This is a genomic window from Streptomyces xiamenensis (assembly GCF_000993785.3).
Classification (GTDB): Bacteria; Actinomycetota; Actinomycetes; order Streptomycetales; family Streptomycetaceae; genus Streptomyces; species Streptomyces xiamenensis.
The window spans coordinates 522,563-538,557 of the sequence record NZ_CP009922.3 but is presented as its reverse complement, the minus strand read 5'-3'; the positions used below and the strand labels follow the sequence as shown (position 1 = coordinate 538,557).

Genomic DNA, 15,995 nt, shown 5'->3' with positions numbered 1-15,995 from the left:
TTTCCTCCGGATCCGGGAATCATGCGGAGGACCCCCGGACGTTGTAGCAATGAAGGAGCCGATGTCAGCACCGGCTAGTAGGGTCTGATCTTGTTACGTCGAAGCTGAGCAGGGGTGAGGGAGATGGCGACCAAAGACACCGGCGGCGGCCAGCAGAAGGCGTCGCGCACCAGCGAGGAAACCGAGGAAACGACCGCGGAGGTCTCCGAGGAGCTCAAGGAGCGCCAGGAGGAACTGACCGACGACGTGGACTCCGTCCTGGACGAGATCGACGAGGTCCTGGAGTCCAACGCCGAGGACTTCGTGCGCTCCTTCGTCCAGAAGGGCGGCCAGTAATCCACCCTCGGGTGACGCGCGGCGGGCACGGCTGTTCGCGCGTCACCCGATGTGGATCACCACCAGGTGCCGGGTAGGGTCCCTGGCGTACTCCGCGCCGGCGCCGTGCACCGCCGGACCGTTTCCATGACCTGGAAGGACTTCTGTGGTAGGCAACTCCCATGACCAGGGGCGACTTCCGGCAGCCTTCCTGAGGCCCGGGTCGTCCTCCTTCTTCGATTTCCTCGCCGACATCGCGCCGGAGCAGTTGCCGGGCAACCGGGTGCTCCCGCCGGTGGAGGGCCCCGTCCAGATCCCGCACGGGACGACGATCGTCGCCGCCACCTTCACCGGCGGGGTGATCCTCGCCGGTGACCGGCGCGCCACCATGGGCAGCCAGATCGCCCAGCGGGATGTCGAGAAGGTCTTCCCGGCCGACGAGTTCTCGGCCGTGGGCATCGCCGGCACCATGGGCTTCGCCATCGAGATGGTGAAGCTCTTCCAGCTCGAACTGGAGCACTTCGAGAAGGTCGAGGGCCAGGTGCTCTCCCTGGAGGGCAAGGCCAACCGGCTGTCCGCCATGATCCGCGGCAACCTGGGCATGGCCATGCAGGGCCTGGCCGTGGTGCCACTGTTCGCCGGATACGACCTGGAGCGCGCGAAGGGCCGGATCTTCTCCTACGACGTGACCGGTGGCCGCTCCGAGGAGCTGGGGTTCGCCGCAGTCGGCTCCGGTTCGGTCTTCGCGCGGGGTTCGCTGAAGAAACTGCACCGCGAGGGCCTGACGGAGCAGCAGACCGTCACCGCCGTGGTGCAGTCGCTCTACGACGCGGCCGACGACGACTCGGCCACCGGCGGTCCCGACCTGACCCGGCGGATCTACCCCATCGTCACTGTGATCACCGAGGAGGGTTTCCGCCGGCTCACCGAGGCGGAGATCTCCGAGATCGCCCGGACGGTGCACGAGGGCCGTCTTCAGCTGCCCAACGGGCCGCAGGCCCCGGTTCTGTAGATTTCCCAAGGATCAGGAAGGGACGAATAGCCGGTGTCGACGCCGTTCTATGTCTCACCCCAGCAGGTCATGGCGGACCGCGCCGAGTACGCCCGCAAGGGCGTGGCACGCGGGCGCGCCCTGGTCGTGCTGCAGTACGCCGACGGCATGGTGTTCGTCGCGGAGAACCCCTCGCGGGCGCTGCACAAGGTCAGCGAGATCTATGACCGGATCGCCTTCGCCGCCACGGGCAAGTACAACGAGTACGAGAACCTGCGCATCGGCGGTACCCGGTACGCCGATCTGCGCGGCTACACGTACGACCGCGAGGACGTGACCGCCCAGGGCCTCGCCAATCTCTACGCCCAGACGCTGGGCACGATCTTCTCCAGCCAGGGCGAGAAGCCCTACGAGGTGGAGCTGCTGGTCGCCGAGGTCGGGGAGAGCAGCGCGGAGGACGAGATCTACCGGCTGCCGCACGACGGCTCCATCATCGACGAGCACGGCTCGGTCGCGGTGGGCGGCAACTCGGAGCAGATCGGCAGCTATCTCAAGCAGCGGCACCGGGACGACATGCCCCTGGACGAGGCGCTGCGGCTGGCCGTCGCGGCGCTGGGCCGGGACGGCAACGGCGGCGAGGTGCGCGAACTGACCGCCGATCAGCTGGAGGTCGCGGTGCTGGACCGTACACGTCCGCAGCAGCGGAAGTTCAAGCGGGTGCTGGGCCGTCAGCTGGCCCGCCTGCTCGGCGAGAGCGGCGCGGCGGAGTCGGAGACGACGGACGGCTCCGGCGAGGAGAACGACTGAGCCACGCCCCGGTGGGCCCTGTGCTCCCGGCCGCCGGCCGGGAGCACAGGGCCCACCGGCGTTCACGGGGGCGCCCGGGCGGACCGGCGCGCCGCCGCCGTGTGGTCACCGGCGGGCGATACCGCTCCGCCTACCCGGCCGGTGGCGGGCCCGTGGAGGCCCGGGGGATCAGGGCGACCGGCAGGACGGCGCCCGGCGCGGTCTCGCCGCGCAGCGCGGCCAGCAGGGCGCGCATGCCCTCCTCGCCCATCGCGGTCGCGGGGAGGCGGACGGTGGTCAGCTCCGGTTCGACCGCGGTGGACAGTTCCGTGTCGTCGAAACCGGTCACCGAGACATCCCCGGGCACCCGCAGTCCCAGGCGCCGGGCGGCCTTGAGAGCGCCCACCGCCAGCACGTCGTCGTCGCACACCAGCACCGTGGGGCGGGGGTCCGCGGTCAGGGCGCGTTCGGCCGCGGCCAGGCCGCCGCGTACCGACAGCGGCGCCCGTTCGGTGCGCACGATCGCGGCGCCCGGCACCCGGGCCGTCTCCCGGGCCAGTGCGTCCGCGCGTTCCCTGAACGTCCACGAGTCCACGTCGGCCGCCAGATGCGCCAGCCGCCGGTGCCCCAGGTCCAGGACGTGGGCCGCCGTCCGCCGCATGCCGTCGGCGATGTCCGGGTTCACGGTGGCGGCCGCGCCCGGGTCCTGCGGCTCGCTGTCCAGCATCACCAGCGGCAGCCCGCCCCCGCTCAGCGCCCGCAGCGCCGGGGCCGCCATCGAGGCGGCCAGCACGCCGTCCAGAGTGGCGCTGGAGTGCGCGAACGGGTCGGGGGCCGGGCCGATGCCCTCGGGGGAGGGGTACAGCACCACGCCGAAACCGTGCTCGGCGGCCACCCGGGCCGCTCCCGCGTACACCTTGGCGAAGAACTCCGAGGACAGCGCGGGCACCACCACCAGGGCCGTCCTGGTGCGCCCCAGCCGCAGGCTGCGGGCGGCGAGATTGGGGCGGTAGCCCAGCGCGCGGGCGGCCTCGCGCACCGTCTCCGCGCGGGCGGGGGATACCCGGCCCTGCCAGCGCTCCCGCAGCACCAGGGAGACGGTGGCCTGGGAAACCCCGGCGCGTTCGGCGACGTCCCGGCTGGTGGGGCGGGCGGGGACACCCCCGGGTTGGGCGCTGCTGTTCACAGTCGGCCATGGTACGTACAATCGAGCGACGTTATACGTAACACTTCAGCCGCGGGAGCCTGCATGGCAACGGGATATCTGGATCTGATGCGCGCGCCGCACGCGATGCGACTGCTGGGCGGCACACTGCTCGGCCGGCTGCCGAACGGCGTCGCCGCCCTCGCCGTCGTGCTCTTCGTCCGCGCCGAGGGCGGCGGCTACGGCCTGGCCGGCGCGCTGGCGGCCGGGTACGGGGTGGCCACCGCCGTCGGCCAGCCGCTGCTGGGGCGGCTGGTGGATCTGTACGGCCAGCCCCGGATCCTGCTGCCCGCCGCGCTGTGTTCGACCACCGCGATGGGCTCGCTGGCCGTCGTCGGCATCGGCAGCCCCGCCCTGGCCATCGCCCTCATGGTGGTGGCCGGGCTGACGACCCCGCCGCTGGAGGGAGCGCTGCGGGCCCTGTGGCCCAGCGTGCTGGACCACCGCCCGGAGCGGGTGCACCGCGCGTACGCCCTGGAGGCGGTGGCCCAGGAGGTGATCTTCGCGGGCGGCCCGCTGATCGTGATGCTCTGCGTCGCCCAGTGGTCCGAGGGCGCCGCCCTGGTGATCGTCAACGCGGTCGGGTTGCTGGGCGCCCTCTCGGTGGCGGTCTCCGGACCGTCCCGGCGCTGGCGCAGCGCGCCGCGGCAGGCGCACTGGCTGGGCGCGCTGCGCTCGAAGGGGCTGCTGGCGCTGCTGGGCGGCTTCTTCTTCGTGGGCACCGCGCTGGGGGCGATCGCCGTCGCGGCGGTGGCGTACGCGGACACGCACGGTGATGAACTCGTCGCCACCTACCTGCACTCGGGACTCGGCGTGGGCGCGCTGCTGGGCGGTCTGGTGTACGGCGCCAGACAGTGGCCGGGAGAGCCGGAACGGCGGCTGCGGCTGCTGGTGGCGGCACTGGCGGTGGGGTACCTCCCGCTGGCGCTCGCACCCTCGGACGTGGTGGTGATGACGGCGCTCTCCGTGGTGGCCGGAATCTTCCTGGCGCCGGCCCTGGCCTGTGCGTTCGTCGTCATCGACCGGCACGCGCCGATCGGTACGGTGACCGAGGCGTTCTCCTGGCTGGTGACCAGCTTCGGGGTCGGCGCGGCCATGGGCAGCGGGGCGGTGGGTCCGGTCATCGAGTGGGGTTCTGAGCAGGCCGGATACGTGCTCAGCGGGATCGGCGGGCTGCTCGCCCTGCTGGTACTGACGGTCACCCGCGGTGTGCTGACCTCGCCGCACCCGGTGACGGTGGCGGTGGCCGGGTCGGAAAATGATCGAAACGCCGCCCCCGAACCCCGTTTCAGAACTGAGGATCGGGCGTAATGTTCAGACATGGATCGCCGAATCTTCGGGCTGGAGAACGAGTACGGCGTCACCTGCACGTTCCGTGGACAGCGGCGGCTGTCTCCGGACGAAGTGGCGCGGTACCTCTTCCGCCGAGTCGTGTCCTGGGGCCGCAGCAGCAATGTCTTCCTGCGCAACGGCGCCCGGCTGTATCTGGACGTCGGTTCACACCCCGAATACGCGACGCCGGAGTGTGACAACGTCACCGAGCTCATCACCCACGACAAGGCGGGTGAGCGCATTCTGGAAGGGCTCCTCGTCGACGCCGAGCGCCGGCTGCACGAAGAGGGGATCGCCGGCGATGTCTATCTCTTCAAGAACAACACCGATTCCGCCGGAAATTCCTACGGCTGTCACGAGAACTATCTGGTCGCCCGGCACGGGGAGTTCTCCCGGCTGGCCGATGTCCTCATTCCGTTCCTGGTCACCCGGCAGCTGATCTGCGGAGCGGGAAAGGTGCTCCAGACGCCGCGCGGTGCGGTGTTCTGCGTCAGCCAGCGTGCCGAGCACATCTGGGAAGGCGTCTCCTCCGCGACCACCAGGTCCCGGCCGATCATCAACACCCGGGACGAACCGCACGCGGACGCCGAGCGCTACCGCAGGCTCCACGTCATCGTCGGCGACTCCAACATGTCCGAGACCACCATGCTGCTGAAGGTCGGTGCCACCGATCTGGTGCTGCGGATGATCGAGGCGGGGACGGTGATGCGGGATCTCACCCTGGAGAACCCGATCCGTGCCATCCGTGAGGTCAGCCACGACACCACGGGCCAGCGCAAGGTGCGGCTGGCCACCGGGCGGGAGGCCTCCGCGCTGGAGGTGCAGCAGGAGTACTACGAGAAGGCACTGGACTTCTGCGAGCGCCGCGGCATGCGCACCGGTCTCACCGAGCAGGTCCTGGAACTGTGGGGCCGCACCCTGGAAGCGATCCGCGCCCAGGAACTCGACAAGATCAACACCGAGATCGACTGGGTCATGAAGTACCAGCTGATCGAGCGGTACCGGGCCAAGCACAACCTCACCATGTCCCACCCGCGGGTGGCCCAGATAGACCTCGCCTACCACGACATCCACCGTCGCCGCGGCCTGTACTACCTGCTGGAGCGCAAGGGCCAGGCCCAGCGGATCTGCAACGACCTGAAAATCTTCCAGGGCAAGTCCGTGCCGCCCCAGACCACCCGGGCCAGGCTGCGCGGCGACTTCATCCGGCGGGCCCAGGAGCAGCGCCGGGACTTCACGGTCGACTGGGTGCATCTGAAGCTGAATGACCAGGCGCAGCGCACGGTGCTGTGCAAGGACCCGTTCCGCTCGGTGGACGAGCGGGTGGAGAAGCTCATCGCCGGAATGTAAACCGGGAATAGCGGGACGGAGGTCGTAGGCTGGGCGGGACCAGCGGGTCCCCCCCGTCCGTCCCTAGCTGAGTTGGACTGATGATCCCTACGCAACGAGTGCGCCGTGTTGTGACGGCGCTGGCAGTCCCGGCCATTCTGCTGACCGCAGCCGCGTGCGGCTCCGAAGACTCCTCGTCGTCGGGGCCGCTCGCCACGGTCTCGGGCAAGGCCGGTGAGCAGCCCACCATCGAACTCGACGAGGACGCCGGGGTGACCGAAACCTCGGTGGAAGTGCTCAGCGAGGGCGACGGCGCGCAGGTCAAGCAGGGCGACATGCTCGGCATGGACGTGATCGGCAAGACCCCGGGCGGCGACAGCGACCTGGTCAACACCTGGATGACCCAGGACGGCCAGTCCACCACCTCGGACGACCCGGGCGCCCCGCCGCGGCCGCAGCTGGTGACCCAGGCGGGCGTGGAGTCCGCGCTCCCCGAGGCCATCACCGAGCCGCTGATCGGCACCCCGGTCGGCAGCCGCGTCAAGATCGAGGGCACCGCGGGCGACCTGCTCGGCGACACCGCGGAGGCGGTCGGCCTGGACAAGAGCCAGGGCCTGGTGTGGGTCTTCGACATCAACGTCGCCATCGACCCGACCACCACCGCCGAGGGCGAGCAGGCGCCGGTCGAGGAGGGCCTGCCCGAGGTCGTGGCGGAGGGCCAGGAGCCCGCCACCATCACCATCCCCGAGGGTGACGCGCCGACCGAGCTGCGCGAGCAGACCCTCATCGAGGGCGACGGCGCCGAGGTGCTCGCCGGTCACACGCTGTTCGTGCAGTACACGGGGGTGAACTGGGACGGCGGCGAGAAGTTCGACTCGTCCTGGGACCGCGACGGCGGTGCCTCGTTCCAGATCGGCGGCGGTCAGGTGATCTCCGGCTGGGACGAGACCCTGGTGGGCAAGCACGTCGGCGACCGTGTGCTGATGGTGCTGCCGCCGGACAAGGCCTACGGCGAGGCGGGCAACGCCAGCATCCCGGGCAACTCGACCCTGGTGTTCGTCGTGGACATCATCGGTGTCGCCTGAGCCCGTAGGCTTTCGTACGCACCATCGACATGATCGTTCCTAGGAGTGAATTCGTGAGCATCGACAAGCCCGAGGTCGATTTCCCCATCGGCGACCCGCCCGCCGACCTGGAGATCAAGGACCTCTGGGAGGGTGACGGACCGGTCGCCGAGGCCGGCGCCACCGTCGCCGTGCACTATGTCGGCGTCTCCTTCAGCAGCGGCGAGGAGTTCGACGCCAGCTGGAACCGCGGCACCCCGCTGAGCTTCCAGCTCGGCGCCGGCCAGGTCATCCCCGGCTGGGACCGCGGCGTGCAGGGCATGAAGGTCGGCGGCCGCCGGCAGCTGACCATCCCGCCGCACCTCGCGTACGGCGACCAGGGCGCCGGTGGCGGGCGGATCGCCCCGGGCGAGACGCTGATCTTCGTCTGCGACCTGGTCTCGGTCTGATCCCGGCAAGCGGTACCGTGGGCCCATCCCTCTGGGGGGATGGGCCCATTGCTGTGCTGTGGGGCAAGGACGAGGAAGGGGCGGCCCGTCGATGGCGATCGCCAAGGCCGAGCGGCTGATGAACCTGGCGCTGTGCCTGCTGGGCACCGGCCGCCCGCTGACCAAGCGGGAGCTGCGCACCTCCATCGAGGCCTATATCGAGGCCGGTACGGAGGACGCGTTCTCCCGCATGTTCGAGCGGGACAAGGACGATCTCCGCGAGCTGGGCATGGTCATCGACACCGTGGAGTCCCTGGACGGCGAGATCGGCTATCTCGCCCGACGGGACCGCAACCGGCTCCCACCGCTGACCCTGGACGCCGAGGAGGCCGCCGCCCTCGGCCTGGCCGCCAAGGTGTGGCAGCAGGCCAGGCTGGCCGGTGCCGCCAGCGGCGCGCTCCAGAAGCTGCGTGCCGCCGGGATGCCCCTGGCCGGCGCCGAACAGGAGACTTTCAGCGCCCTGGAGCCCCGCATCCCCGCGGGCGAGGCCGCCTTCGAACCCCTGATGATCGCCTGCCGCGACCGGCGCCCGGTCACCTTCGGCTACCGCAAGTCCAACGCGGCCCATCCCGAGCAGCGGCAGGTGGAGCCCTGGGCGCTGGAGTGCTGGCGCGGACACTGGTACCTGGCCGGCTTCGACCGGGACCGCGGCGCCGAGCGCGTCTTCCGGCTGTCCCGGATCAGCGGGCGGGTGCGCTCGCGCAGCGGCGCGTTCACCGCCGAGGTGCCCGGCGTGGTCGCGGTACGGGAGTCGGTCGCCGAATGGGCGGGGGAGAGCGCCACCGGGCAGGCCAGGATCCGGCTGCGGGCCGGGGCCGGCTACCCGCTGCGGGCCCGCGCGACCTGGACCGGGGAGCGCATGGACGGCTGGGACGAACTGGAGATCCCCTACGGCCACGGCCTGGGTGCCTGGCTGGTGGAATTCGGCCCCGATGTGATCGTGCTGGAACCCGCCGAACTGCGGGCCGACGTGGTGGACCGGCTGCGCGCCGTCGCCAAGGGATGAGGGGACGCGCACACCATGGCGACCAATGCCATCGACCGGACCCGGCGGATGCTGTCCCTGGTCACCTATCTGCGTGAGCGCCCCGGCGCCCGGGTGGACGAGGTGGCCCGGGCCTTCGGCATCTCGCAGGACGAGCTGATCTCGGACCTGAGCGTGCTGCCGATGTGCGGCACCAGCTTCCGGGGCGGTGATCTGCTGGACATCGACACCGACGGCGAGCACATCTGGTGGTACAACGCGGAGGCCACCGGCTCCTCGGCCGGCGAGCCGCTGCGGCTGGCCGCCGACGAGGCCACCGCGCTGCTGGTCGCCGCCCGCGCGGTGGCCACCCTGCCGGGTCTGCGCGACGGCGACCGCGAGGCGCTGCTGCGGGCCACCGCCAAGCTGGAGGCGGCGGCCGGGGAGAGCGCGGGCGCCTCCTCGCGGCTGTCGGTGACCTTCGAATCCGAGGGCGAGGTCTTCGCCGTGGCCGACCGCGCGCTCACCGAACGCCGCCGGCTGCGGATCCGCTACTACTCGCCGGGCCGTGACGAGCTGACCGACCGGGAGATCGACCCGGTACGGCTGTTCGCCGTGGGCCACACCTACCTGGAGGCGTGGTGCCGGCGCAGCGAGGCCCGGCGCACCTTCCGGCTGGACCGGGTGGCCAGCGTCGAACTCCTGGACACCCCGGCCGACCCGCCGCCGGTGGAGCCCCGGGACCTGAGCGAGGGCCTGGTGCAGCCGGCCGCCTCCGACCCCGAGGTGATCATCGAGGTGGGGCCCGGCGGGCGCTGGGTCGCCGAGTACTACCCGCACGACACCGCCGAGGAGCTGGCGGACGGCGGGCTGCGGATCACCCTGCGCACCCCCGACCCGGCCACGCTGCGCCGCCTCGCGCTGCGCCTGGGCGGCGACGGGCGGATCGTGGCCCCGGTGGAGCTGGCGGACAGCGCCCGGGAGGCCGCCCGTGCCGCACTGGAGGCGTACGACACGCTGGTCTGAGGCCGCGCCGGCGCGACCCGGGCGAGCGGCGGACCCGCCCGCGCGGGGTGCACGCTGCGGTGGCGTAGGCTCCGCACCATGTTCTGGGCGATGCTCCATCTCACCCTGGCCGCCACCGGAGTCCTGGTGCTCGGCGTGCTGGCCGTGCGGGTCGGTATCGAGGCCGCGCGATTCGGGCGGGCGGTGGGGGAGAGCACGGAGCGGATCGGCCGGGCCTCCGAGGAACTGGAGCGTTCGGCCGTACGGCTCGCCCAGGAAGTGCCCCGCCGTTAGGGCTATGCCCGGGCATTGCTTTGTGTTCACTCTTCAGCGTTACTATTACTCAGCTCGTGCGGGACGTTCACCGAAGCCCCGTCCGGCACGGCTGGCAAAATCACCCGCCTTCCCGGATGAGAGACTGGACGAAAATTATGGGCCAGATCAGTCTGTGGCAGATCCTTCTCGTCGCGGCCATCGTCGTACTTGTCTTCGGGTCGAAGCGGCTGCCGGACACCGCCCGCTCGCTCGGCAAGTCGCTGCGGATCCTCAAGAGCGAGACCGCCGCGCTGCGCAGTGACGGCAACGACACCGCGCAGAACGGCTCCGCCGGTGACAGCACCGCCCACAACACCGCCGAGCCGCAGCCGCAGCCGGCCCCCCGCACCATCCAGGCCGCTCCCGGCGACGTCAGCAGCGCCCGCCCGGTGGACGAGCCCCGGAACAACAGCCAGGGCTGACCGTCGCGCCGCACCAGCACTGACAGCCGGTGGCCGGAGCGGTTCCGGCTGCCTCGACGGATGAGGACGCAGGGGTGCCCAAGGCCGCCCAGAAGAAGGTGAAGGACCCGGAGGGGCGGATGCCCCTCACGGAGCATCTGCGTGAGCTGCGCAACCGGCTCGCGATCTCCGTGCTGGCCGTCGTGGTGATCACGATCGTGGCGCTCTTCTTCGCGAAGAGCATCATGAACTTCATCACCGAGCCCCTGCCGAAGTGCCTGGAGGCCGACACTCCGGACGCCACCGGCAGCCGCTGCGCCACCTTGATGCAGAGCGGTCTCACCTCGCCGTTCGCCACCTACATCAAGATCTCGCTGATGGTGGGCTTCGTGCTGGCGTCCCCGGTCTGGCTCTACCAGGCGTGGGGCTTCATGGCCCCGGGCCTGCACAAGAACGAGAAGAAGTACACCCGCGCCGTGGTGGCGGTGGGTGTGCCGCTGTTCCTGTTCGGCGCCTACTTCGCCTACTGGCTCCTGCCCCGCGCCATCCCGGTGCTGCTGAGCTTCTCCGCCGACGGCGCGGAGAACCTCGTCTCGGTGGACGACATCCTCGACATCACCGTACGGATGGCGGTGGCCTTCGGATTCGCCTTCGAGCTGCCGCTGCTGCTGGTGATGCTCAATCTCGGCGGGGTGGTCAGCGGCAAGCGGATGCTCGGCTGGTGGCGCGGCATGGTGGTGGGCATCGCGATCTTCGCGGCCGCCATCACCCCCACCGACCTGATGTCGATGATCGCCCTCCAGGTGCCGGTCACCGGCCTGTACTTCCTGGCCACCGGCATCTCGCTGCTCAACGACTGGCGCCGGCGCCGCAAGGACCCCGAGGCGGAGCTGAGCGACGACGAGGCATCCGACCTGGACCTGACGCCCTCCAGCATCGACCGCCCCGACGACATTCCGCCGCCCGGCCGCACCGGCTACGACGACGCGACCTGATCCCGCCGAGCGCGCGACGGTCTCCCCCGCTGCCCCCGGCACCCACACGGTGCCGGGGGCAGCGGCACGATAAAGATCACCCCACTGTCGGCGGTGGCCGGTAGGCTCGACAGCACAATGACCGAGGACATGTCCCCCGCGCAGCGCTACTCCGCCGCCCGCAGGCGCGCCGTCGAGCAGGCCACCGCGTTCGCCCCCTTCCGTCAGATGTACGACTTCGATCTCGACGACTTCCAGATCGAGGCATGCCGGGCCCTGGAGGGCGGCAGCGGCGTCCTGGTCGCCGCGCCGACCGGTTCGGGGAAGACGATCGTCGGAGAATTCGCCGTTCATCTGGCCCTCACCCAGGGCCGTAAATGCTTTTACACCACGCCCATCAAAGCCCTCTCGAACCAGAAATTCACCGATCTGGCGAAGCGGTACGGAGCGGACCGGGTCGGCCTGCTGACGGGTGACAACAGTGTGAACGCCGACGCGCCCGTGGTCGTGATGACCACCGAGGTGCTGCGGAACATGCTGTACGCCGGATCCCAGGCGCTGGACGGCCTCGGCTACGTGGTGATGGACGAGGTGCACTACCTCTCCGACCGCTTCCGCGGCGCGGTGTGGGAGGAGGTCATCATCCACCTCCCGGAGTCGGTGACCCTGGTCTCCCTGTCGGCGACCGTCTCCAACGCGGAGGAGTTCGGCGACTGGCTGGACACGGTGCGCGGCGACACCCGGGTGATCGTCGCCGAGCACCGCCCCGTCCCGCTGTGGCAGCACGTGCTGGCCGGGCGGCGGATGTACGACCTGTTCGAGGAGTCCGGCGCCAAGCGGGAGGTCAACCCCGATCTGCTGCGGATGGCGCGCACCGAGGGCGCCAGGAGCTGGAACCGGGAGCGCGGCGCCGGCCGGGACCGGCGGCGTGCCGCCGACCGCGAGCGAGAGCGCCGGGCCCGCAACCGGGTGTGGACACCGAGCCGCGCCGAGGTCATCGACCGGCTCGACGCCGAGGGTCTGCTGCCGGCCATCACCTTCATCTTCAGCCGGGCCGGCTGCGAGGCCGCCGTGCAGCAGTGCCTGTACGCCGGGCTGCGGCTGAACGACGCGGCGGCGCGGCTGCGGGTGCGGGAGATCGTGGAACGGCGCACCGCCGCCATCCCGGACGAGGATCTGCGGGTCCTGGGCTACTTCGAGTGGCTGGAGGGCCTGGAGCGCGGCATCGCCGCCCACCACGCCGGGATGCTGCCGGCCTTCAAGGAGATCGTCGAGGAACTGTTCGTCCGCGGCCTGGTGAAGGCCGTCTTCGCCACCGAGACGCTGGCGCTGGGCATCAACATGCCGGCCAGGTCGGTGGTGCTGGAGAAGCTCGTCAAGTGGAACGGGGAGCAGCACGCCGACATCACGCCCGGCGAGTACACCCAGCTGACCGGCCGGGCCGGGCGGCGCGGGATCGATGTCGAGGGCCACGCGGTGGTGCTGTGGCAGCGCGGCATGGACCCGACCGCGCTGGCCGGGCTGGCCGGGGCGCGGACGTATCCGCTGCGCTCCTCCTTCAAGCCGTCCTACAACATGGCCGTCAACCTGGTGGGCCAGTTCGGCCGGCACCGTTCGCGGGAACTGCTGGAGACCTCGTTCGCCCAGTTCCAGGCGGACCGTTCGGTGGTCGGCATCTCGCGGCAGGTGCACAAGAACGAGACGGGTCTGGCCGGGTACAAGGAGGCGATGACCTGCCACCTGGGGGACTTCGAGGAGTACTCGCGGCTGCGCAGGGAGCTGAAGGACCGGGAGACGGAGCTGGCGCGCGAGGGCGTGACGCAGCGGCGGGCGGCCGCCGCCGCGGCCCTGGACAAGCTGCGGCCGGGGGACATCATCCACGTGCCGACCGGCAAGTTCGCCGGTCTGGCGCTGGTGCTCGACCCCGGGGTGCCCGGCAGCGGGCGTGGCCCGTCCCGGCATCGGGGGATGGACGGGTACGAGGGGCCGCGGCCCCTGGTGCTGACCGTGCAGCGGCAGGTCAAGCGGCTGGCCTCGATCGACTTCCCGGTGCCGGTGGAGCCGCTGGACCGGATGCGGATCCCGAAGTCCTTCAACGCCCGCAGCCCGCAGTCACGGCGCGATCTGGCATCGGCGCTGCGCACCAAGGCGGGGCACCACGAGCCGGGACGCAGCCGCAAGCAGCGGGCGGCGGCGGCCGACGACGCACAGCTGGCGCAGCTGCGGCAGGCGATCCGGGCGCATCCGTGTCACGGATGTGACGAGCGTGAGGACCACGCCCGGTGGGCGGAGCGCTATCACCGGCTCAAGCGGGACAACCGCCAGCTGGAGCGGCGCATCGAGGGCCGCACCAACACCATCGCCAGGACCTTCGACCAGGTGTACGCGCTGCTGTCGGAGCTGGAGTACCTGGACGGGGACCAGGTCACCGACGACGGGCGGCGGCTGGCGCGGCTGTACGGCGAGCTGGACCTGCTGGCGAGCGAGTGCCTGCGGGACGGGGTCTGGGAGGGCCTGGACCCGGCCGAACTGGTGGCCTGCGTCTCCGCGCTGGTCTTCGAGACCCGCTCGGCCGACGACGCGCCCGCGCCGGAGCTGCCGGGCGGGCGCGCCAGGGCCGCGCTGGGCGAGATGGTGCGGATCTGGGGGCGGCTGGATGCCCTGGAGGAGCAGCACCGCATCAACCAGGCCACCGGGGTCGGCCAGCGGGAGCCGGATCTGGGCTTCGCCTGGCCGGCCTACCGCTGGGCGCAGGGGCACTCGCTGGACGAGGTGCTGAGCGACGCCGACATGACGGCCGGTGACTTCGTGCGCTGGTGCAAGCAGATCATCGATGTGCTGGGCCAGATCGCGCAGGCCGCGCCGCCCGGTGGCACGGTCACCAGGACCGCCCACCAGGCGGTGGACAAGATACTGCGCGGGGTCGTCGCGTACAGCTCGGTCGGGTAGGCCCGCTCTCCCGGACCTTCCCCGGACCGGGCCCTGTCCTGCCTGGCCTTGGCCGGGGCGGCGCAGTACCTCGGGTCGGCGTCCTCCCCCGGCTCCCGGCACGGGCGGCGAGGTGGCGTGAACCGGGCCCCGGCCCCGTGGACGCGGAAAGGGCGGCCCGGAGCCGGCCGGCTACTCCGGCCGGTTCGCCAGGGTGGTGAGGAGCCGGTCCAGGGCGCTGCCCAGGCCCCAGCGTTCGGCGAGAGCGTCGAGCGTGCCGGGGTCGCGGGGGGTGCGGGGCAGCGTCGCGTCGTGGGCCGGCAGCCGGATGTCGGTGGCGACCCGTACCACCGTGGGGGCGACGGCCAGGTAGGGCAGCGCCCCCTCCAGCTTGGCGCGCTGAGAGCGGGTGAGCTTGGCCATCGGGTTGTCCAGCGCGGCGAGGATGCCGGTGAGGTCACCGAAGCGCTCCAGAAGGGTCGCGGCGGTCTTCTCGCCGATGCCGGGCACCCCGGGCAGCCCGTCGCTCGGGTCACCGCGCAGCACCGCCATCTCGGCGTAACCGGGGCCGTCCACGCCGTACTTCTCGCGCAGCGCGGTTTCGTCGAAGGTGGCGAGGTCGCCCATGCCCTTGACCGGGTAGAGCACCCGCACCGGGAGCCGGTCGTCGATGAGCTGGAACAGGTCGCGGTCGCCGGTGACGATGTCCACCGGGACGGTGGCCCGGGTGGCGAGGGTGCCGATGACGTCGTCCGCCTCGAAGCCCGGGGCGCCGAGCCGGGTGATGCCGATGGCGTCCAGCACCTGCTCGATGACGGGAACCTGGGGGGTGAGGGTGTCCGGCACCTCCTCCACGTCCGGGTCGCCGCCCGGGGTGCTCTCGGCGACCCGGTGCGCCTTGTAGCTGGGGATCAGCTCCACCCGCCAGTGCGGCCGCCAGTCGGCGTCCATGCAGGCCACCAGGGAGTGCGGCTTGTGGTCGCGGACCAGCCGGCCGATGAAGTCCAGCAGCCCGCGTACCGCGTTGACCGGTGTCCCGTCGGGGGCCCGGACGGAGTCGGGCACCCCGTAGTAGGCGCGGAAGTAGAGCGAGGCGGTGTCCAGCAGCATGAGAGAGCGGGTCATGCTCGGATCATCCCCGATGGCACTGACAGGGCGGACCGCCACCCGCCGGTCGGGCAGGGGGTCAGCCGGTGGCCGCGCGGACCAGCGCGGTCATCAGCCGGGTGTCGTCGGCGGCCTCCGGGTGCCACTGCACGGCCAGGGTGAGGGCGGGCGCGGCGGGGTCCTCGACCGCCTCCACGGTGCCGTCGGCGGCGTGGGCGCCCGCGATCAGCCCGGCGCCGAGCCGCTGGACCGCCTGGTGGTGGTACGTGGGCACGGCGACCGGCCCGGGGAGGATGCCGGCCAGCAGGGTGCCGGGGACCGGGGTGACCTTGTGTTCGCCGAACGAGCCGGGCACCGGGCCGCCGTGCTCGTCCAGGTGCTGGAGCAGCGTGCCGCCCCTGGCGACGTTCAGCAACTGCATGCCCCGGCAGATGCCGAGCAGCGGCACCCGGCGGGCCCCGGCCGCCCCGATCAGGGCCAGCTCCCACGCGTCCCGTTCGGCGGCCGGCGGACCGGTGCGCGGATCGCGCGCCGTTCCGTACCGCTCCGGCGCCACATCGGGGCCGCCGGAGATCACCAGGCCGTCCAGCCGGGCCACCGCCGCCGCTGCCGCCCCTGGCGCGGGGTCGGGGGGAAGCAGGACGGCCAGCCCGCCGGAACGCTGCACCTGCTGGTGGTAGCCGGCCGGGGCCAGTGCCGCGGGCTGCCGCCACTCCCGGTAGCGGGTGTCGGCCTCCAGATAGCTGCTGATGCCGATCAGCGGGGGTGTGCTCAAGGGGTGCTCCGTGCCGT

General features: G+C 71.6%; 16 protein-coding genes. 13 read left to right on the top strand and 3 right to left on the bottom strand.

Going from position 1 to position 15,995, the window contains the following annotated elements:
- The first annotated feature begins 123 nt into the window (after window positions 1–123).
- The 3 genes from SXIM_RS02355 to prcA all read left to right on the top strand — a co-directional run bounded on the left by SXIM_RS02355 (window position 124) and on the right by prcA (window position 2,113).
- Window positions 124–336 (top strand): ubiquitin-like protein Pup, encoded by a 213-nt coding sequence (locus SXIM_RS02355; protein WP_019434989.1) that lies wholly within the window; start codon window positions 124–126, stop codon window positions 334–336.
- A gap of 145 nt (window positions 337–481) precedes the next feature.
- Window positions 482–1,327, top strand: coding sequence for a proteasome subunit beta (gene prcB, locus SXIM_RS02350; protein ID WP_030727428.1), 846 nt, complete (start codon window positions 482–484; stop codon window positions 1,325–1,327).
- A gap of 33 nt (window positions 1,328–1,360) precedes the next feature.
- The gene (gene prcA / locus SXIM_RS02345; RefSeq protein ID WP_030727425.1) at window positions 1,361–2,113 is read left to right on the top strand and encodes a proteasome subunit alpha; all 753 of its coding nucleotides are present in this window, start codon (window positions 1,361–1,363) and stop codon (window positions 2,111–2,113) included.
- 130 nt (window positions 2,114–2,243) lie between these two features.
- Here prcA and SXIM_RS02340 read toward each other — a convergent pair whose 3' ends face one another.
- Complete coding sequence (locus SXIM_RS02340) at window positions 2,244–3,278, bottom strand: LacI family DNA-binding transcriptional regulator (RefSeq protein ID WP_030727422.1); 1,035 nt, start codon at window positions 3,276–3,278, stop codon at window positions 2,244–2,246.
- A 63-nt stretch (window positions 3,279–3,341) separates the two neighbouring features.
- Between SXIM_RS02340 and SXIM_RS02335 the strand changes: the two genes are divergently transcribed.
- The 10 genes from SXIM_RS02335 (at window position 3,342) to SXIM_RS02290 (ending at window position 14,117) form a co-directional block, all read left to right on the top strand.
- Window positions 3,342–4,607: an MFS transporter gene (locus SXIM_RS02335; protein ID WP_046722797.1), complete on the top strand. Its 1,266-nt coding sequence runs from the start codon at window positions 3,342–3,344 to the stop codon at window positions 4,605–4,607.
- A gap of 9 nt (window positions 4,608–4,616) precedes the next feature.
- Window positions 4,617–5,978 (top strand): Pup--protein ligase, encoded by a 1,362-nt coding sequence (gene pafA, locus SXIM_RS02330; RefSeq protein ID WP_030727417.1) that lies wholly within the window; start codon window positions 4,617–4,619, stop codon window positions 5,976–5,978.
- 110 nt (window positions 5,979–6,088) lie between these two features.
- Window positions 6,089–7,042 carry an FKBP-type peptidyl-prolyl cis-trans isomerase gene (locus tag SXIM_RS02325; protein WP_043176921.1) on the top strand — a complete coding sequence of 318 codons (954 nt, stop codon included), beginning with the start codon at window positions 6,089–6,091 and terminating at the stop codon, window positions 7,040–7,042.
- A 53-nt stretch (window positions 7,043–7,095) separates the two neighbouring features.
- Window positions 7,096–7,470, top strand: coding sequence for an FKBP-type peptidyl-prolyl cis-trans isomerase (locus SXIM_RS02320; RefSeq protein ID WP_030727411.1), 375 nt, complete (start codon window positions 7,096–7,098; stop codon window positions 7,468–7,470).
- Window positions 7,471–7,561: 91 nt separating this feature from the next.
- Window positions 7,562–8,515 carry a helix-turn-helix transcriptional regulator gene (locus SXIM_RS02315; RefSeq protein ID WP_046722795.1) on the top strand — a complete coding sequence of 318 codons (954 nt, stop codon included), beginning with the start codon at window positions 7,562–7,564 and terminating at the stop codon, window positions 8,513–8,515.
- A 15-nt stretch (window positions 8,516–8,530) separates the two neighbouring features.
- Window positions 8,531–9,499, top strand: coding sequence for a helix-turn-helix transcriptional regulator (locus SXIM_RS02310; protein ID WP_030727405.1), 969 nt, complete (start codon window positions 8,531–8,533; stop codon window positions 9,497–9,499).
- A gap of 78 nt (window positions 9,500–9,577) precedes the next feature.
- Window positions 9,578–9,772 (top strand): hypothetical protein, encoded by a 195-nt coding sequence (locus SXIM_RS02305; protein WP_030727402.1) that lies wholly within the window; start codon window positions 9,578–9,580, stop codon window positions 9,770–9,772.
- Window positions 9,773–9,909: 137 nt separating this feature from the next.
- Entirely contained in the window at window positions 9,910–10,215 is a 306-nt protein-coding gene (gene tatA, locus SXIM_RS02300; RefSeq protein WP_030727398.1) for a Sec-independent protein translocase subunit TatA, read from the top strand.
- Between the two features lie 74 nt (window positions 10,216–10,289).
- Window positions 10,290–11,189 (top strand): twin-arginine translocase subunit TatC, encoded by a 900-nt coding sequence (gene tatC, locus SXIM_RS02295; RefSeq protein WP_043176919.1) that lies wholly within the window; start codon window positions 10,290–10,292, stop codon window positions 11,187–11,189.
- 117 nt (window positions 11,190–11,306) lie between these two features.
- On the top strand, window positions 11,307–14,117 hold the full coding sequence (locus SXIM_RS02290; RefSeq protein ID WP_046722794.1) for a DEAD/DEAH box helicase: 2,811 nt from the start codon (window positions 11,307–11,309) through the stop codon (window positions 14,115–14,117).
- A 171-nt stretch (window positions 14,118–14,288) separates the two neighbouring features.
- Here SXIM_RS02290 and SXIM_RS02285 read toward each other — a convergent pair whose 3' ends face one another.
- Together SXIM_RS02285 and SXIM_RS02280 are read right to left on the bottom strand one after the other, a co-directional pair.
- A complete protein-coding gene (locus SXIM_RS02285; RefSeq protein ID WP_078635154.1) occupies window positions 14,289–15,221 on the bottom strand; it encodes a 5'-3' exonuclease in 933 nt (310 codons plus the stop codon).
- Window positions 15,222–15,282: 61 nt separating this feature from the next.
- Window positions 15,283–15,978 (bottom strand): gamma-glutamyl-gamma-aminobutyrate hydrolase family protein, encoded by a 696-nt coding sequence (locus SXIM_RS02280; protein ID WP_046722793.1) that lies wholly within the window; start codon window positions 15,976–15,978, stop codon window positions 15,283–15,285.
- Window positions 15,979–15,995 lie beyond the last annotated feature (17 nt).

Bases quoted from the DNA above. Each gene is read 5' to 3' on its own strand.
- SXIM_RS02355 (WP_019434989.1), top strand. From the start codon at position 124: ATGGCGACCAAAGACACCGGCGGCGGCCAGCAGAAGGCGTCGCGCACC.
- SXIM_RS02335 (WP_046722797.1), top strand. From the start codon at position 3,342: ATGGCAACGGGATATCTGGATCTGATGCGCGCGCCGCACGCGATGCGA.
- pafA (WP_030727417.1), top strand. From the start codon at position 4,617: ATGGATCGCCGAATCTTCGGGCTGGAGAACGAGTACGGCGTCACCTGC.
- SXIM_RS02315 (WP_046722795.1), top strand. From the start codon at position 7,562: ATGGCGATCGCCAAGGCCGAGCGGCTGATGAACCTGGCGCTGTGCCTG.
- SXIM_RS02310 (WP_030727405.1), top strand. From the start codon at position 8,531: ATGGCGACCAATGCCATCGACCGGACCCGGCGGATGCTGTCCCTGGTC.
- SXIM_RS02305 (WP_030727402.1), top strand. From the start codon at position 9,578: ATGTTCTGGGCGATGCTCCATCTCACCCTGGCCGCCACCGGAGTCCTG.
- tatA (WP_030727398.1), top strand. From the start codon at position 9,910: ATGGGCCAGATCAGTCTGTGGCAGATCCTTCTCGTCGCGGCCATCGTC.
- SXIM_RS02290 (WP_046722794.1), top strand. From the start codon at position 11,307: ATGACCGAGGACATGTCCCCCGCGCAGCGCTACTCCGCCGCCCGCAGG.
- SXIM_RS02285 (WP_078635154.1), bottom strand. From the start codon at position 15,221: ATGACCCGCTCTCTCATGCTGCTGGACACCGCCTCGCTCTACTTCCGC.